Annotated in this window: 18 protein-coding genes; 6 read left to right on the top strand and 12 right to left on the bottom strand. The window is 39.7% G+C overall.

Annotated features, from left to right (window positions below; translation table 11 throughout):
* Positions 1 to 25 precede the first annotated feature (25 nt).
* Together D9X91_RS08445 and D9X91_RS08450 are read right to left on the bottom strand one after the other, a co-directional pair.
* Positions 26 to 307 (bottom strand): hypothetical protein, encoded by a 282-nt coding sequence (locus D9X91_RS08445; protein WP_121680156.1) that lies wholly within the window; start codon positions 305 to 307, stop codon positions 26 to 28.
* A gap of 15 nt (positions 308 to 322) precedes the next feature.
* The gene (locus D9X91_RS08450) at positions 323 to 619 is read right to left on the bottom strand and encodes a hypothetical protein (RefSeq protein ID WP_121680157.1); all 297 of its coding nucleotides are present in this window, start codon (positions 617 to 619) and stop codon (positions 323 to 325) included.
* A gap of 235 nt (positions 620 to 854) precedes the next feature.
* On the opposite strand from D9X91_RS08450, the gene D9X91_RS08455 reads away from it, so the two are divergent.
* Entirely contained in the window at positions 855 to 1,355 is a 501-nt protein-coding gene (locus tag D9X91_RS08455; RefSeq protein ID WP_121680158.1) for a lactoylglutathione lyase family protein, read from the top strand.
* A 109-nt stretch (positions 1,356 to 1,464) separates the two neighbouring features.
* Here the strand turns inward: D9X91_RS08455 and D9X91_RS08460 are convergent, their stop codons facing one another.
* The gene (locus tag D9X91_RS08460; protein ID WP_121680159.1) at positions 1,465 to 2,454 is read right to left on the bottom strand and encodes a phosphotransferase; all 990 of its coding nucleotides are present in this window, start codon (positions 2,452 to 2,454) and stop codon (positions 1,465 to 1,467) included.
* Between the two features lie 153 nt (positions 2,455 to 2,607).
* Here D9X91_RS08460 and D9X91_RS08465 point away from each other — a divergent pair, with 153 nt between their 5' ends.
* Positions 2,608 to 3,309: an AlkZ-related protein gene (locus tag D9X91_RS08465; protein ID WP_121680160.1), complete on the top strand. Its 702-nt coding sequence runs from the start codon at positions 2,608 to 2,610 to the stop codon at positions 3,307 to 3,309.
* A 62-nt stretch (positions 3,310 to 3,371) separates the two neighbouring features.
* Here the strand turns inward: D9X91_RS08465 and D9X91_RS08470 are convergent, their stop codons facing one another.
* The 5 genes from D9X91_RS08470 to selD all read right to left on the bottom strand — a co-directional run bounded on the left by D9X91_RS08470 (position 3,372) and on the right by selD (position 8,437).
* Positions 3,372 to 4,763 carry a protoporphyrinogen oxidase gene (locus tag D9X91_RS08470; protein ID WP_121680161.1) on the bottom strand — a complete coding sequence of 464 codons (1,392 nt, stop codon included), beginning with the start codon at positions 4,761 to 4,763 and terminating at the stop codon, positions 3,372 to 3,374.
* Positions 4,764 to 4,943: 180 nt separating this feature from the next.
* The gene (cdaS, locus tag D9X91_RS08475; RefSeq protein ID WP_121680162.1) at positions 4,944 to 5,558 is read right to left on the bottom strand and encodes a sporulation-specific diadenylate cyclase CdaS; all 615 of its coding nucleotides are present in this window, start codon (positions 5,556 to 5,558) and stop codon (positions 4,944 to 4,946) included.
* A 75-nt stretch (positions 5,559 to 5,633) separates the two neighbouring features.
* Positions 5,634 to 6,263, bottom strand: a complete 630-nt coding sequence (locus D9X91_RS08480; protein ID WP_121680163.1) for an SGNH/GDSL hydrolase family protein — start codon at positions 6,261 to 6,263, stop codon at positions 5,634 to 5,636.
* Positions 6,260 to 7,366, bottom strand: a complete 1,107-nt coding sequence (gene mnmH, locus D9X91_RS08485; RefSeq protein ID WP_121680164.1) for a tRNA 2-selenouridine(34) synthase MnmH — start codon at positions 7,364 to 7,366, stop codon at positions 6,260 to 6,262. The genes D9X91_RS08480 and mnmH overlap by 4 nt, the downstream gene beginning before the upstream one ends.
* Positions 7,367 to 7,384: 18 nt before the next feature.
* Positions 7,385 to 8,437 carry a selenide, water dikinase SelD gene (gene selD, locus D9X91_RS08490; RefSeq protein WP_121680165.1) on the bottom strand — a complete coding sequence of 351 codons (1,053 nt, stop codon included), beginning with the start codon at positions 8,435 to 8,437 and terminating at the stop codon, positions 7,385 to 7,387.
* Positions 8,438 to 8,645: 208 nt separating this feature from the next.
* Between selD and D9X91_RS08495 the strand changes: the two genes are divergently transcribed.
* From D9X91_RS08495 to D9X91_RS08510, 3 genes are all read left to right on the top strand, one after another.
* Entirely contained in the window at positions 8,646 to 9,188 is a 543-nt protein-coding gene (locus D9X91_RS08495; RefSeq protein WP_121680166.1) for a DUF1572 family protein, read from the top strand.
* A 618-nt stretch (positions 9,189 to 9,806) separates the two neighbouring features.
* The gene (locus D9X91_RS22850; RefSeq protein ID WP_233569747.1) at positions 9,807 to 10,187 is read left to right on the top strand and encodes a hypothetical protein; all 381 of its coding nucleotides are present in this window, start codon (positions 9,807 to 9,809) and stop codon (positions 10,185 to 10,187) included.
* Positions 10,188 to 10,659: 472 nt separating this feature from the next.
* Positions 10,660 to 11,577: a MerR family transcriptional regulator gene (locus D9X91_RS08510; protein WP_121680168.1), complete on the top strand. Its 918-nt coding sequence runs from the start codon at positions 10,660 to 10,662 to the stop codon at positions 11,575 to 11,577.
* Between the two features lie 366 nt (positions 11,578 to 11,943).
* Here D9X91_RS08510 and D9X91_RS08515 read toward each other — a convergent pair whose 3' ends face one another.
* From D9X91_RS08515 to D9X91_RS08530, 4 genes are all read right to left on the bottom strand, one after another.
* Positions 11,944 to 12,708: an enoyl-CoA hydratase-related protein gene (locus D9X91_RS08515; protein ID WP_121680169.1), complete on the bottom strand. Its 765-nt coding sequence runs from the start codon at positions 12,706 to 12,708 to the stop codon at positions 11,944 to 11,946.
* A gap of 508 nt (positions 12,709 to 13,216) precedes the next feature.
* Complete coding sequence (locus D9X91_RS08520; protein ID WP_121680170.1) at positions 13,217 to 13,417, bottom strand: cold-shock protein; 201 nt, start codon at positions 13,415 to 13,417, stop codon at positions 13,217 to 13,219.
* Positions 13,418 to 13,712: 295 nt separating this feature from the next.
* Positions 13,713 to 14,042 carry a GRAM domain-containing protein gene (locus tag D9X91_RS08525; RefSeq protein ID WP_158598271.1) on the bottom strand — a complete coding sequence of 110 codons (330 nt, stop codon included), beginning with the start codon at positions 14,040 to 14,042 and terminating at the stop codon, positions 13,713 to 13,715.
* A 418-nt stretch (positions 14,043 to 14,460) separates the two neighbouring features.
* Positions 14,461 to 15,243, bottom strand: a complete 783-nt coding sequence (locus D9X91_RS08530) for a sulfite exporter TauE/SafE family protein (RefSeq protein ID WP_121680172.1) — start codon at positions 15,241 to 15,243, stop codon at positions 14,461 to 14,463.
* Between the two features lie 465 nt (positions 15,244 to 15,708).
* Between D9X91_RS08530 and D9X91_RS08535 the strand changes: the two genes are divergently transcribed.
* Complete coding sequence (locus D9X91_RS08535) at positions 15,709 to 16,674, top strand: S8 family peptidase (protein ID WP_121680173.1); 966 nt, start codon at positions 15,709 to 15,711, stop codon at positions 16,672 to 16,674.
* Positions 16,675 to 16,870 lie beyond the last annotated feature (196 nt).

The raw sequence follows: 16,870 nt of genomic DNA on the forward strand, positions 1-16,870 counted from the left end.
TCGGGAAAGGAGGATTCATTGATTATTAATTGTTCATTTGCTGTGAAGTAATATGAATGATCCTTATCCCATTTTCATTGTAAATTTCAAGGTCGAAGATTGATGCTTTCGTTTTAGTGCTTGAAGAATCAGCAAATATTTTGATCAAATACTCCATTGAATCGGTTTCTTCAATAATAACCTTGTTGGGATCAAGGATACCAATCTCGTATAGAGGGATGGTTACCTTGGCAAAAAATGTACCATCCAGCTTGATTTTTATGCCATTTAAGCTGATATTTTCAATAAATATACTTCCGTTTTTCATATCTTCCTTTCACCTTTATCCTATTGTCCTGATTAATAATACTCTTCTCAAAACAACATCAGCTGCATTTTCCACACCATCAGCAATCATCCATTCAATTTCTGCATTTGCTGCTGCAGTTTCGAGTGCTGCTTCATCCAAAACTGTCCGCAAATTATATTGTCCGATTACTGCTGAGTCCGCTTGCTCCAGAACTTGTCCACTTAATATGGTTTCAATCGGCGCAGCAGTTTCCATTGCATATGCCGGCAACAGCATGGTTTGCAGCACTTGATTTGAAATCCTGCTCACTCTCAATTCATTTAATTTCATTTTTTTACATCCTTTTCTTTTAATTTTGTACAATTCTATTAAAAAAGAGTTGCATACTATCATATGTTTATGATTTCAAATCTCTTGGATAAAAGAACTGGTTATATCGTGGATTTTTGAGAATTTATTATATGTTCTCAGGGAATCTAACAATATGGTTACTTTAAAGTGCCTGCTTCACATAGTTAGATGTAAAAGATATACTCAGGTGGTAATTTAACAGGAGGTTTTAAATATGAAAAACAAAGTTTATCCAAGGTCATTTTCACATGTAGGAATTTCTGTACCAGATATAGAAAAAGCAGTGAAATTTTATACGGAGGTATTGGGCTGGTACGTAATCATGGAGCCCTCAGAAGTTCAAGAAGACGACAGTGCCATTGGAATAATGTGCACGGATGTATTCGGCCCGGGCTGGGGGAGTTTTAAAATCGCACATTTATCGACCGTCGATAAAATCGGAATTGAAATATTTGAGTTCCCAAATAATGAAAAGCCGGAGAACAACTTTGAATTCTGGAAGACCGGTGTATTTCATATCGCTGTCCAAGATCCTGATATTGAAGGATTGGCAAAAAAAATCGTTGAATACGGCGGGAAGCAGCGAATGCCAATAAGAGAATATTATCCAGGAGAAAAGCCATTCAAGATGGTTTACTGCGAAGATCCGTTCGGTGTGTTGATCGAGATATACACACATAGCTATGAAATGACTTATTCGCAAGGGTCTTATTAATGAATATGCAGGTCAAACAGAAAACCACTGAGGTCCGGATATTTCCAGTCTCAGTGGTCATTTTCATCATTGAAAAGACAGCCACATCATTTTCTGTTGAATATTGGAATCAAATGCCTTCAAGCATCTCATCGAGTCGAGCGAGATTTTCACCCAGCCAGATCATTTCATGAGCGAACCGTGCTGGCGGCACTGTGTGCTTATCCATATCAGACGTAATCCACCAAATGCTCTCCATGTACCATAGCAGTTTCAAAGCACTGGTTAAGTATCCTTCCCCTACGATTCGTTCTTCCCGATATCCCTTCATAAAAGCATTTGCACAAGAAATGTTCAGCCCATCATCGGTCATTGCGCCTGAAATGACAGCCCTCCCGACATCCAATGGAAGATGGTCAAATTTCAAACGGTCAAAATCTAAAACAGCGGATACCTGATTATGTGAGAATAATAGGTTATCTACCCATAGATCACGATGAGCCCAGCCAGTATCCCCTATATTAAGCAAATCGAGATCGAGCTGTCCGGTTTGGATGATTTGCTGTTCTATGTAAGGTGTAAGCTCCGGCTTGCACTTTTGGATCACCTGCTTCCTCACATTTTCCCAATGGGCGATTCTTTCCTCCCTTGTTGGAGGAATGAATGCAGGCTGGATTTTTTGTATGGGAAAATGTTCATTTAGCAGCCTGTGCATTCGGCCCGTCGTTTTACCCAAATCAAACATCTCATGTTCGTTTAATGAACCCGGAACCCGTAAACTGCCATTACAAAATTCCATTGCCACGAATCGTTCCCCTTGTTGTGACTCCTGAAATATTCTTCCATTCATTGATTTAAATCGTGGGCATGTAAATCCTGCGTCCCGCAGCCGCATTTGTTGACTAAATGAAAATGACAGTTCTTTAAGATTGTATTTTAATAATCGGTTTTTGTTGTATTGCTTTAATAAAACTGTTTCATTATCTGTTTTTATCTTCCATTTTAGATTCAACCAGCCTCGATTTATTGGGGTGGCTTCTACTACATTCCATCCCCAGTTCACTTTGCAGGTTTTCAACAGGTCTGCCAGTATCATCTCATTGGATAATAATTGATTCATTAAGCCCACCTCCTATTGATGACTACTTTCATTATAATAATCAAAAGGAAAATATGTACAGGAATCGTGAATGAAAAAAGGGATATCAAAAGATCTTGAAGAAATAATTAGAGATACGCATATAGAATTGATTTATTTTTAGGAGGAATATAATTGAACCAGTATCACGTCAATACATTCAAGGAAGCTTATGGATTGATAAAAGAGCTTGGCATCCTACCACTGGCTAATTTGATACCTGACTATCCCTCGATGGAAAGCATTACTGATAAGTCTAGCTGGCATACGGGTTCGGAAGCAGATCCGTGGCTTTGGCGGGCAAGATTTCCTTCTGAAGGACTTGCAGCTTATGGGAAATTTATTAAAAAGAAAAACGTGCTGATTTCCAAAGAATTTCTCCCCTATGTCCATGCTGTTTTGGGAAGCAATCGTTCAATCAAGGCACGCTATGAAGCAGGGCTTCTTTCACGTGAAGCATCATTACTTTTTAATACAATTCGTGAAAATGAAGGAATTGATACACGTTTATTAAGGAAAACTGCAGGTATGTCCGATAAAGAGGATAAAAAGAAATTCGATCGAGGTTTAGTTGAATTGCAAAGTTCCTTGGATATCGTCATTTCTGGAACTAAAATGAAAATGAATGAAGAAGGAGAAAAGAATGGATGGAGCAGTACATCCTTTGAATCGATGTCTCATTGGGCACAAAATCAAGATATCCCATTGAAGAAAGTGGATAAAGAAAAAGCAAAAAAATTTTTGCTTAACCATTTTGAAGCACATTCTACGGAAAATGGAATGAAATTTTTAGATAAGATATTCGGTCTTTCGAAAATTGAAAGCAATAGCCTTTGAACGAAAAAGGAAATCACCCAATTTTATAGTGATTTCCTTTTTAAGTATCCATCTTCTCTATCTTATATCAATTGATTCACAATTTTATCCGCAGTATCAATACCGTTTTGGATACATGCTCCAATGCCCACTCCGTAATAGGATGCCCCAGCCAAATATAGATTTGGATACTTTGCTGTAAGCTGGTCTTCCAGCGTTTTTACAGCATGATTGTGTTGTAGGTGATAATTTGGCATGAGCTCTTTCCAGTTCGTGACCTCTACGACAGTCGGTTTTCCCGTGATTCCCAGACTTTTCTCTATATCCTTTAGTGCAACCTGCTCCAATGCATCTTTTGATAAGCTTTTAAGCTGTTCGAATGCTGGATTGGAACTTTTATAAAAAAGTCTAAAAAGCAATTGATGTTTTTTTGAAGTATGTGTCCACTTACGGCTCGTCCAGGTACATGCATCACACATTACGCTTTCATGACCATCCACAATGAACCCCGTTCCATCTGCTGGGAGCTTTTCATCAGGAATTTCAAAGCCAGCGTAAATACTGATCAAGGAGGAATTCTTAAACTGGTTGAACTCTCCTTCCAATTTATAATCGTTCAAAAGTGTGTTCGCTGCGTCATGTGGAGCAGCCAAAATGATATAATCCGCTTCAATGGCACGGTGGTTCGCAAAAGTCAGTTCATATTTTTCAGCTTTTTTAAGAATCTTGGTGGCAACTGCTCCTTTGAGGATTTCTACATCTTCCACCAGCACTTCTTCTAGTCGATCGATGAGGGTGGCCATCCCTCCTTCAAAAGAGATGAATTTTTTATTTCCGCCGCTTTGGAACTTGGCGCGATTTTTCGCAAGTCCTTTGATGATGCTTCCATATTCATTTTTATAATCAAGAAGGTAGGGCAAGGTGGATGCAAGGGTCAGTTTGTCCAAATCTCCCGAATAAACACCTGATAAAACTGGGGCAATTTGATTTTCCACGATTTCTTTCCCAAGAAACCTTCTTAAAAAAGAGCCGACAGAACTATTTTTATCGTAGTGCTCGTTCGTCGTGACAAAATCTCGGAGCGCCTGCATTTTACCTTTTCTAGATACAAGTGTAGAACTGAACAATGCTCTAGTACTCATCGGGATGCCGAATAATGAATCTTGTGGTATGGGATGCAATTCATTTTTCGTATATATGTAAGATATTCCGGTAGCGTTGTATACCATCTTGTTTTCCAAATCGAGATCTTTTATAAGCGGCATGACGCTTTCATGGCGTGCCACAATGGAGTCTGCCCCGGTCTCCATGATAAAATCGTCCTTTTTGACTGTTTGGATTTTCCCTCCCAATTTGTCATCTCTTTCGACTAATAAAAGGTTCAAATCCAATTCATATTTTCTTTTATACTTTTGCAAGGTGCGCATCGCAGTCAAACCAGTGATTCCCCCGCCAATAACAACAGCCGTTTTCATGGCCATTCACTCCCAACTTCATTTCCATGCATTTCTATTTTAGCAAATTCCAGATCAAATATGAGTGACTGGGTTATTTGTTCATAAAAGTGTCGATAGTATCAAATGAAAAGTGAGTACTTCTGAACGGCAAGCGCTATTGAAAAAGCCTTGGTTGTTGAAAAAGCTTTTCTTAATGAATTAAATTCCTGTGGCAATGGGAAACAGCTTTCCATCCAATGCAAATGAAACTTTTCCTGTTTCTTCAGATACGACCATGACGAGCGCATCGGTTATTTCACTGAGCCCCATGGCAGCCCTATGCCGAGTGCCTAGCTTTTCATTTTCGATTATTTTGTGGGAAAGCGGAAGTACGTTGGAAGCAGAGATGATATGGTCGCTTCTAATGAGAACAGCTCCATCATGAAGGGGGTTTCCGGGATAAAATATAGCTTCCAATAGAGGGGGTGTACATTGCGCATCAATTTGAGTCCCTTTTTGAATGAATGGGACTACATTCGTTTCTCGTTCAATTACAATCAATGCTCCGTGTCTTCGTTCAGATAAATGCTGAACACATACAGAAAGCTCGCTATAAATATTACTATAAGAAGATAGATAGCAATTCAAATAAAAGGAGGCTGCCATAGACTCCACCTCCATGAATTTTTCACGAATCGATTCCAATTTCCCCAGTAAGCAATAATTTTCATCTTCGAGCACTGCTTCGCTTAACTGAAGTTCCTGTTTAATTTCGACTAAAGATTCGCTAATTTTCTTCTTCATCGGTGAAAAATCGCAATTGGATTCTTGCATGGCATTGCCCACCTTCCAAAAATCAATTCCAGTATGTATTTAGTATGAATCATTGAGATTGTTTTTACTAAGATATTATGAAAAAGCCAAAACCGTGTCCAGCCACGTTTCCGCCATCAATCGATTCCCATCTTTCGTCATATGCACACCATCCGTTGTTAATTGGAGTTCTTCATTTTTTGAAATCCGCTTCAAAAACTTTTGATGGGTTGGAATGAGGATGGCATTGTACTCATTTGCAAGTTTATGGATCGATGAAGTATATCCCTTTAACATTTTATTGCCAGGAGAATGGATATTCTCCATGATCACGGTTGGTTCCATCAAAATCAATCCGGCACACGTTTTCTCTTGGGTCTCTCTTAATAACCCGCGATAGATGGCCTCAAATTTCTCCACACTAACCTGATCGATGTACGGGCTGTCCAATTGGCGCCACACATCGTTGATGCCAATGGATATGGAAACCCAGTCCGGCTTCATCGCAATTACGTCTTCCTTCCATCGTTCAGCCAAATCAGTCACGCGGTTTGCACTGACCCCTTTATTTAGCACTTCCAGCTCAAGAACTCCATATTCAGCGATCAAATAATTGCGGATCATCCTGACATAACCATTACCTATTCCATCACCATCTTGAAATCGGCCACTCTCTGTAATGCTGTCACCGATAAAAAGAAGTCGGTCATTTGGTTTGAAAATCATAACTCGTTTCCTCCAACAATTCTTTGTTTTTCAACAATGGTCGATTCATTGCCACCATTCTTAATAGTCCTTTTTCTATTTTGAAGCATAGAACGGATCTCGTCCAAGGCTGCTTCTGAATTCTCTACATGCAAAGTGATCCTTCTATTCTGCGGAAAATGCTTTTCCTTATGCCGATAGCGCGGATCATAATAGTATTGGAGCAATAGGGTGACTGCAGATTCAAATCGACCGAATTTGAGATCGTTCTCTATTTGGGTTGCTGCAGGTGTATGAATTCGTCGTTTAATTCGCTGGAATGCCTCGATAAATTTCTGTTGATGTTCCCAAGGCCTGTATTCGTCCAATATGTTTTGAACACGTGCTTCAATGGGGATATCAATAAATAACTGAATGCCTTCCTCCTTCTTTCTTATGATACTTTCGGGCAGCATCACCTTCCCGATCCTCTTGCTTTCAGCTTCCATGAGAAAGTATCGCGACGAGAGCTGTAACGCCTCCTGCAGAAACTGGGAATCAAAGAATTTTTGATTATTCGGTTCAAGCCCGATCTGCCCAAAAATGGATCCGCGGTGATTGGCCATTTTCTCTAAATCGATGACCGGGATTCCTTCAGCTTTTAACTCCCTAAGAATAGATGTTTTGCCGCTGCCTGTACTGCCATTCAAGACAATGGCTTCTGCCTTTAATTCCAGTCTTTCCAGTGATTTTACCACCCATTGGCGATAGGCACGGACACCCCCTTGCAGCCTGTAGACAGGTAAACCCATCAAATCCAGTACGGTTGCAGATGTTTTGCTCCTCATCCCGCCTCGCCAGCAAAAAACAACAAATCCCTTTTCCTCCCCACTTCCGAACGTATTAATGAAGGAAGGGAGTTTAGCTGAAACGACCTCCAATCCTTTTTTCTTGGCTGCATCTACACCAACTTTCTTATATAGTGTGCCTATTTCTGCCCTTTCTTCATCATTAAAAAGGGGGATATTCAAACTTCCTGGAATGGTATCGCGTTTGAATTCCGATGGGGAACGAACATCAACCGTGATTACTTTCCCCTTTTCTTGGAGTGCTAAAAGTTCTGGAACGGATACGTCCTTAAACAATGAAAAATTCCCCTTTCCTTATAAAACTGTTATCTGTCCAGGATGTTCTTCAGTAACCTCTCCGATCATTGAAGCATCCTCTATTCCTGCTGTCTTTATTTCTGCCAGCAATGCTTCTGCTTTCGACTCGTTTATCGAAATCAAAAGACCTCCAGAAGTGACGGCATCACATAATATCCATTGATCGATTTGGTCCATATTTTGTGGATATTTAACCCTATCAGATAAATATTTGAAGTTATTCTTGGTTCCCCCCGGTATGATCCCTTTTTCTGCAAGTTCCCTCACGCGCGGCAATATAGGCACTTTCTCCTTATAAATTTTGATTCCCGCCTTGCTTCCTTTCGCCATTTCAGAAGCATGCCCCAGAAGACCAAATCCAGTGACATCTGTACAGGCATGGACATCATATGACTCCATCGTCTCTGCCGTTTTTTTGTTTAGCGTTGCCATGACATTTGTCAATTGCTTGATTTCTTCATCAGATAGCAAGTCCTGTTTTAAAGAGCTTGTCAAAATACCTACGCCGATCGGTTTTGTAAGGATGAGCTTATCACCCGGTCTTGCACCTGCATTCGAGCGGACACGGTCTGGATGGACAGTTCCCGTAACAGCCAATCCAAATTTAGGTTCTTGGTCATCAATGGAATGTCCGCCGACAAGAGTAGCTCCCGCTTCCAGTAGTTTGTCGCCTGCACCGCGAAGAATTTCCGCCAAAATCGATTTATCCAGCTTGGCAATCGGGAATGCCACAATATTAAGGGCTGTCAAAGGTTTCCCGCCCATTGCATAGATATCGCTTAATGCATTTGCGGCAGCGACTTGACCAAATGAATAAGGATCATTAACAATCGGCGTGAAAAAATCCAATGTTTGTACGATTGCCAAATCCTCAGTCAATTTATAAACACCCGCATCATCACTTGTATCCAAACCCACCAAGAGATTCGGGTTAGGAGCAGCAGGAGGCAATGTTTGAATAACTTCAGCAAGGTCGGCCGGTCCGATTTTGCAGCCGCATCCCCCTTTTGTAGAAAGAGAAGTTAACTTCACGGAATTGGATTGAATCATTTGCTACCAACCTTTCTGAAAAAAATAGAATGATAGCTTCATTATAAAGTAGAAATGTATTTTTTCATAATTTTCCTTCAATTATTTTTAATAAAAAAGAAAGGACCACGTAATGACATCTTTACTTTAGTTTTACCCTCATGTGAAGGTATTATATCCGTTGCGACGAATAAAGATAATAAACATAATAGGAAGGGAGTGTGGATGTTTGAACACTGCAGACGTGTATTTGAAGAATGTTGAGCAAACATTTATGAGTATGAAAAAACAAGCCGAAAATACTTTTAGTCAATTATCTTTAGAAGAATTGCATTATACTCCCAATGATTCGTGTAATTCTATTGCCGTTTTGATTAAACATATCAGTGGAAATTTAGTGTCTCGGTTTACTGAGTTTTTAACCTCGGATGGTGAGAAAGATTTTCGTGATCGTGATGGAGAATTTGAGGGTGTATACTCCTCCATGGATGATTTTTATGCAAACTGGAATAAAGGCTGGCCAATATTGTTTGATGTGATATCGAAGTTAAACGACGCAGATTTACTGAAAACCATATACATTAGGTCCGAGCCTCATCTGGTGCTTGAAGCCCTTCAGCGCCAGGTGTCCCATTACGCTGGACACATTGGGCAAATTGTCTATATCGGCAAGTTGGTTAAAGGGAAACAATGGAAAACATTAAGTATTCCTAAAGGGAAATCAAAAGAATACAATAATGAAATGATTTCAAGGCAGCAGTCGAATTCATAGATTGAAATTTAGAAACACGATTATAGAAAAAAAGGCATTGAGTGTTTTAGAATGCCTTTTTGTAAATCCCATTATAGTGAAACAAAGTAATCAGCACTTTCCGCTGGCTCTCAATCGCTGAACCGTTTCAACGATCTTTTCAGGTTCATCCATATCCTTTTCAAACAATTTCAGTAGTCGGTCATTAATCTGAACTGGACCTAATGAACATTTAATTTAAGATTAATGCAGTTTGTAGTAGCCATTTGACACCGCTATGTTTATTTGAAATGCTTCTTTATTTTTGGCTCTTTTCGTAAAATTTGTTGCATTTCATCAAAGGTTTCGTAGGGTTGATTTCCGCTGCAGGATGCTCGATTTGGCACATGACAATGATCACTTTGGCAGCGACACATCTGACTTCTCTCTTCTCGCTACGCTGCGGGGTCCACCTAGCCCTCTGATCTCTCCGGAGCCTCGCACCTTCCCCGAGAAAGCAACTTTAATTTCCGAAAAGTTCATTCCCCTCTCAGTCAATAAGAATTTCCTTTCCAATAAATTTTGAAATATTCCATATTCATGTAACTAATGAACGTATTCAATCGTCATACAAAAAAATAGCGGGAGGAGTCTTCACTTTTGACAAAAAAATTACTTTCATGCATTTCATTTGTTCTATTGATGCAGCTTGCCGGCTGTGGAACAGGAATGGATGATATTAAAAATTCCAGTATAAATGTAGGAAATCCACCTTTAACACACAAAAACACCCCTGAAATTGTATGGAAACAATTATCCCCTAATGAAAAAAATAGAATCGTCGGGAAATGGACAAAAGCAAGGATCACTAAAATCACCCTTCAGATTAATATGATCACTTCGGGTTCTGATAAATCATATATCGGAAAAGAAGTTTACATGATCGACTTTCCTACATCCAATCAATCCAAGCCATCAAATATCATTGTATTTGCGGATATTGATACTCTTGAAATTATCGGGAATGGGTTGGTGGATTGAAAAAACGAACGGATCCCAATGGCGTTCGTACGTTCTCATATTTTTACTTCTAAGTTCATATAAGAAAAAATATTAAAAGATAACCTTGACTCTTTACTCAATTGATATAAATATCATGGTATGTTGATTTCCCCAGCAGGATGCTCGCTTTCCAGCGGCCTTTGAGCCTCCTCACTTCGCTGCTGGGACTCACATGTCCCGCTTAATCCCCTAGGAGTCTCGCACCTTCCGCTACAGTCAACACGTTGAGTAATGAAGTTAAAATCGAAACCCACAAGGTATAAAAAAACAATTTTCATGATTAACCGAATGTGCAAACTGTTAAACTCCTTGTATCAATTTGACGAACTTCCACTTCTTTTGATAGCTTTTGTCAGTTGGCAGGAAAATGGGATTGTCCCTATTGAATATATTCATATCTCGAACTTCTTTTCATTTTAGACACTAAAACATATAGGAAAGGAATTTGAACATGAATAAAAATCAGATGGTTAGAGCGTATTCAATCAAAGAAGTATCCAAAAAATTGAATATCCCGACGGGGACGATCAGGCAATGGGAAAAGGATTTGAGCGGGCTGCTGATGATTCCACGTACGAAGCAGGGAGCAAGATTTTATACAGAAAAGGAAATCATGGTCCTCGGGAAAATCAAGGAAATGCGTGAACAAAATATAAGTAAGGATATGATACGTTCGCTATTGTTAAAACATTTCCAGCATCGCTCGGAACACCCTTCCGAATCGCTCGAAACCTTGCCGGCCGAAAGAGAACAGCAGCCTATGGAGTCCCCTGAGCCCAAACCTAATAATATTAAAGAATTCTATAATGCAATGGACCAATATAAGCAAGACTTGATAAAAGAATTCAAACGCGAGATGATAGAGAATCGGAAAGTGCTTGTGGATGAAATCAAGAATGAGCTTTCATCAACCTCTTTGGAAACAGTGAAGAGCATTTCGAAATCTGTACACCGCTCTAATGATAAGCGGAAAGCCGATTTACAGCAGATCAACGATACAATTTCTCATATTTCGGAACATACTTCCGAAACGTTCGCAGCCCTATCGGATGTGGTGGCAAACAGTTCAAAATCAACTTACGAAAAGTTGTCAAAGAGAATGACGGAATTTACAAAAGGTTCAGCAAAGGACAACCAAACTACGATCAGCAAAGTGTCCAAGTCTTTGAAAGAGACAAAAAATGATATTAAAAAAGTTTCACAGGCATTCGATGCTCATCAAGTTCACCTTTTAGGTTCGATGAATGAGCTGAAGCAATCGATTTCAGAAATTCAAAAAAGAGAAGATGCATTCCAGGATATGCTTGTCAGCTACCGGCAAGCTGCTGCAGCAAAAAGCAAGAAGAGATGGTGGAAAGTATTTTCATAATTTTGTTGAATGAGCCCTCTCCTTTATGAAAGGGCTCTGAATGTAGGGGCCAATTGGATGATGTTCGAATTGGCCCCCTACAGTTTGTCCATAAAATTCTAGGCAATTGCAGGCAGACCCCTTCCCTATCTATCGTTCGCAACATCCAGACATATTTGAGCCAAAATAATTTAATCTTCTATGTGTTGATATCCCTGATCAGTTATCGATTACGAATTACCCTTCGAACTATTCGGAACACATTTTTTAGAGTTCCGAACAGTTCGGAATGGGGGTTCGAATGAGATGAAAAGGAGGGCTTCTGTCGAAGTACGTCTATTTCCTAAGGAAGAATGTCCGGCTAAGTATTACTCCTATCATGTACATTTATTTTCTTTTATTGAATTTCATCAATCCTTCCTCTGTCTCAAAGCTTTTCGTATGCGGCATTCCCAACTGACATTCGATTCGAAGTGCTTCTTCCAAAGACAGGCCCCATCCCCTAAGGGCTGATTGTTTGTCCGATCTCAGCGATCCTTGTGGATAGGAAGCGATTTGTTGCGCCAATTCAATGGCACGTCCAAGTAAATTGTCCGATTCAACGACCTCTGTCACCAACCCCCAATCAAGTGCGGTAGCAGCATCTATTTTTCTTCCAGTCAAAATTAAATCCATTCCTCTCCCCCAACCTACTATTCGTGGAATTCTTTGTGTTCCACCGTCTACAAGAGGAACATTCCATCTTCTTTCCAAGCATCCAAATTCCGCTTCTTTGGAGGCAATCCGAATATCACACCATGCCGCCATTTCGAGTCCCCCGGCAAAACAATATCCATCTATCGCTGCAATGGTCGGCTTGAATATATCTGTCATTCTCGTAAAACCTAAATAGCCTTTTCCATTATAGGCAAAATCGGCATCATACTGTTCCCGAGGCCTAAGTGATTCTATCGCCTTCAAGTCTGCTCCTGAACTGAACGATGATCCTTCCCCGGTTAAGATCGCTACATTCGATTCAGGGTCGTCCCGAAATCCAACCCATGCCTGCTGTAAGAGCAAGGCCGTCTCCCCATCAATACAATTGTGCTTTTGTGGACGATTGATCCTTATTATGGTGATTCCATCTTGCTTTTCAACAATAACCTTTTCCATGCACATTTCTCCTCTTTAAACATTTTTTTGCGCGCTTTGCTGTTCAAATAGCTTGGACCATTGCATTTACAAGTTGCCGAAGCTCAATCAGATTCGTCCTTAATCTGACGAGTTGCTATAGACAAAATATTACTTTCGCACTTTTTTTACATACAATTATAAATTCAGTATTTTCAGACTTTTTACAAAGAATTATTACCTACGCCTGATTTTAGGCTAATTTATATGTAATACTAACGTCAACAAGTGTACATAAAAAATATTTTTTTTATAAAATTAGCAATTCGTAAAAACTATGTGCTATACTTAGTTAAACCTTTAAAGCTTTATACCATTCTTTACTGTAACGTGAACGACATTCCCCGCTCTAATATGGAGCGGGGTTTTTTATGATCTTGGTCATGCTAAACAACAGTATGCTAGATTTTTCTTCCCACCAACTCCACCAGAGTTTAAATAAAAAAACAGATCCTGCATATGCAGAATCTGTTTTCAAAAAAGCTTACAATTATGCTTTTTGAACGTTAGCAGCTTGAGGTCCGCGTTGGCCTTGCTCTACGTCGAAAGTTACAGATTGACCTTCGTCAAGAGATTTGAAGCCTTCGCTTTGAATTGCTGAGAAATGAACGAATACGTCGTCTCCGTTTTCGCGTTCGATGAATCCGAAACCTTTTTCTGCATTAAACCATTTTACTTTACCTTGTTCCATTGTTGTTGCCTCCTCGTGTGAAATCACACATTAAGTTACTACCTTTGCTCATAGTATTCATCGAGACGAAAAGCGAAAACTTTTGAATCCATTCGTACCGAACAAAAATAATTCTTACTAACCATAACATGTAATGAGAAGAATAGCAATGCAAGAAAAAATAAAGTAAAATCATTTTGATTTATTTAAAATTTCCGTTCACCATCTCTTTTGATTTCTGAGCTACACATAAAATTGCTAAAAATCAATCATAAGCATAAAAGCAGCATAAAAAAGAGGCCATCCTGACAATTGATTAAGAAATGTTTGTACAATTATTCTTAATTAAATTTGTTATTTTATCGATCCATTTGTCTCGATTATTAACAACAAATCGAAAGGATTCCCCTTCTTTTGTGAAGACTTCAAGTCCATTCTTGGCGAATGGCACCCCAAAAACTTTGTTTGTATATTTATCAAGACGATCAATCTCATTAACACTTATAGCTACTTCTTCCCGTTGAAAATTGACGGCATGGGGTTTATGTATAAGTTCATTTTTTGTTAAGTAAAGCTTGCCGCCTACACTCTCTTTTCCCTTCCAAACATTAGCCACCCCATCATATACAATATCACTTTTGTTCATCCTGTTTCCCCCTTCATGTTTAGTCCACATTCATATTCCCAAAAGCTTTGACCTTTACACCCTTTTTAAAAGGGTGTTGCTATTCATCTGTATGGTTGATTTCTGAATGCAGGAGATGCTCGCTTTTCGAGTGGCCTTACACGAAGTGAGATCGTTCGATGTTGGCACAGGACAAGGAAAGTATTGGAGCGACACATAACACGAAGAAAAGTGACTAGCAATTTTGAGGACGTGCCGAACTTAATCGAACATTCCCCCGAAATCTCCTCGCCCCCCTGCCCACCTACTACCTCCGGAGTGTCGTACCCACTGTTCAAATCAACCCTTTGGTGAATTTTTATCAAAAAATTATTTTAAAAACAATCTTCGAGAAAACAGCCAATTTTTTATATAAAAATTGGCAAACTCCGAATAGAGCCTAAATAAAAAACTTTATCATATTATAGAGATTCGTCAGGATGATCCCTAATAACGTAATTGTGAAGATCTTTTGTATGTGAGTATGTCTCAATTTATGTGCCAATGAACTTCCGATGAAGCCTCCCAGGATGCCTCCTAATATCATGAATTTCAGCATAGACAAGTCATAACGTCCGAAACCGGTCGTCAATTCAATCGTCAGAAGTGTTGACAACTGGGAAAAGAATATAATGAAGATGGAATTTATGGAAGCTTCCTTCATCTCCAATGAAAAAAGCCATGTCAATATCGCTACATTTAATGGACCCCCGCCAATGCCCAAAAATGAGGCAAGCATCCCCAAGATGAGGCCGACAAGAAAAATCGCAGAATGATTTTTTATTTCATACGTTTTAAACTTATGTTTATATTGAACAAAAATGTAAATGACAAGCATTAATACAGCTAAAATGCCAGCCTGGATGACAGTGATGAGATTGTCGTCTTCGGCGATAACTTCAATATGATTGAATAGAAACTTCCCGATGACCCCACCGATCACCGATCCGATTGAGATGATTAGACTTAGTTTCCCTTTAACCTTGACACCGGATGATTGCGCTTTCAATAATGAAACTACCGACATCGTAAAAACGGTCGCCGCTGATAGTACGGTAATCGTCGACACATGGTACTGGCCCAGTGCATCGAGCACCGGCTTGATGATCACTCCCCCACCCAAACCGGCTAAAGCGCCGACGATGGAAGCCCCTAATCCGACGATGAAATAAATGATATACATAGTTCCTCCTGATGACTGCTCATAATAAAAACGTTAACAAACACTTTTATCCTATTTCATTTTTCTGGCTGAGGCAAGCGTTCCTGCACAAGTTAACGAAAAATTAATCTTTTTCTCAAGGATTATTGTTATTCACATTTTTTCTTAAAAAATATCATCCTATGATGTTGATTGAGGTGGAAGGTGCGAGACTTCGGAGGACACAGCGGGCCAGTTGGAAAAGCTGCAGGGCTTTGCCTATAGGCGACAAGCATGAAAACAATAGAATGTCGCTGTTCAAACTTTTAACCTGCTTTAACTTAGATTTGCGTTATATAAAGTCGAATAATTTGGAATATTGATACTTTTATCCTAGGATTATTTTCAAAAACATGTCATACGAACCTATGTTTGTTTTCCAATAAGTGCTATGATATGAATAGACACCAAAGAGCCGGCTTCATGACAAAAAAAGGAGGGAGTTACATGACGGAGTATGTAAAGCTTGTTCCTAACCAATTGATTGAGCAGCTGGATGAGGTGAAAGAGATTCCCAAAGGTGTGGAATTGATTCAAGCACCAAAAGTATGGGATCGAACAAAAGGAGAAGGTGTCCGTGTAGCCGTACTTGATACTGGCTGTGATACGAGTCATCCTGATCTCAAGGATCGCATCATTGGAGGCAAGAACTTTACCAAAGACGACAATGGAGATCCAAATAGTTTCCTTGATTATAATGGGCATGGCACGCATGTTTGTGGAACAATTGCCGCGAGCATGAATAATCTCGGGGTTGTGGGTGTAGCTCCTGAAGCGGACATATTGATGCTCAAAGTACTTGGCAAGGATGGTTCCGGTCAATATGATTGGATCATCAGTGCGATTGAATATGCAATCGAACAAAAGGTCGATTTGATTTCAATGTCGTTAGGTGGACCAAGTGATGTGAAGGAACTGCACGACGTCATCAAAAAAGCAGTCGTGGAAAACGGCATCCCAGTGGTTTGTGCGGCGGGCAATGATGGAGACGGGCGCGATGACACCGATGAATTTGATTATCCTGGCTCCTATAATGAAGTCATCAGTGTTGGTGCGGTTGACTTGGAACGGAATTCTTCCCGTTTTTCCAATTCCAATAATGAAGTCGACCTTGTTGCACCAGGTGAAAAAATCACCTCCACATTCCCGGGTGGGAAGTATGCAACATTCAGCGGCACATCAATGGCAACCCCTCACGTGGCAGGCGCACTTGCACTTATCAGAAACTTGAGCAAGGCGGAATTTGAACGTGATTTAACCGAAACCGAACTATATGCACAGCTGATCAAACGAACCGTCCCACTAGGCAATTCCCCTAAGGAAGAAGGAAACGGCCTCGTATATTTGACAGTGGCGGATGAATTGAAAAAATTATTTGATGCACAAAAACTGGAACATATTTTCCAAGTTTAATAGAAAAAAACAGATTTTTTCCTCAATCTTGATTAGTAAGAGCTCGGGCCAAGGCTGCCCAAGCTCTTTTTTATATTCCGCGAATGACGATTTTGTCGAAAATAAGTAAAACAACCAGTCCGACTGGATACCCCTAAGAATAGTATTTAGTACAAGTTATGAAAGGAGTTTTTTAATAATGGAAGAAGAAAAAAAT

The organism is Falsibacillus albus (assembly GCF_003668575.1).
Classification (GTDB): domain Bacteria; phylum Bacillota; class Bacilli; order Bacillales; family DSM-25281; genus Falsibacillus; species Falsibacillus albus.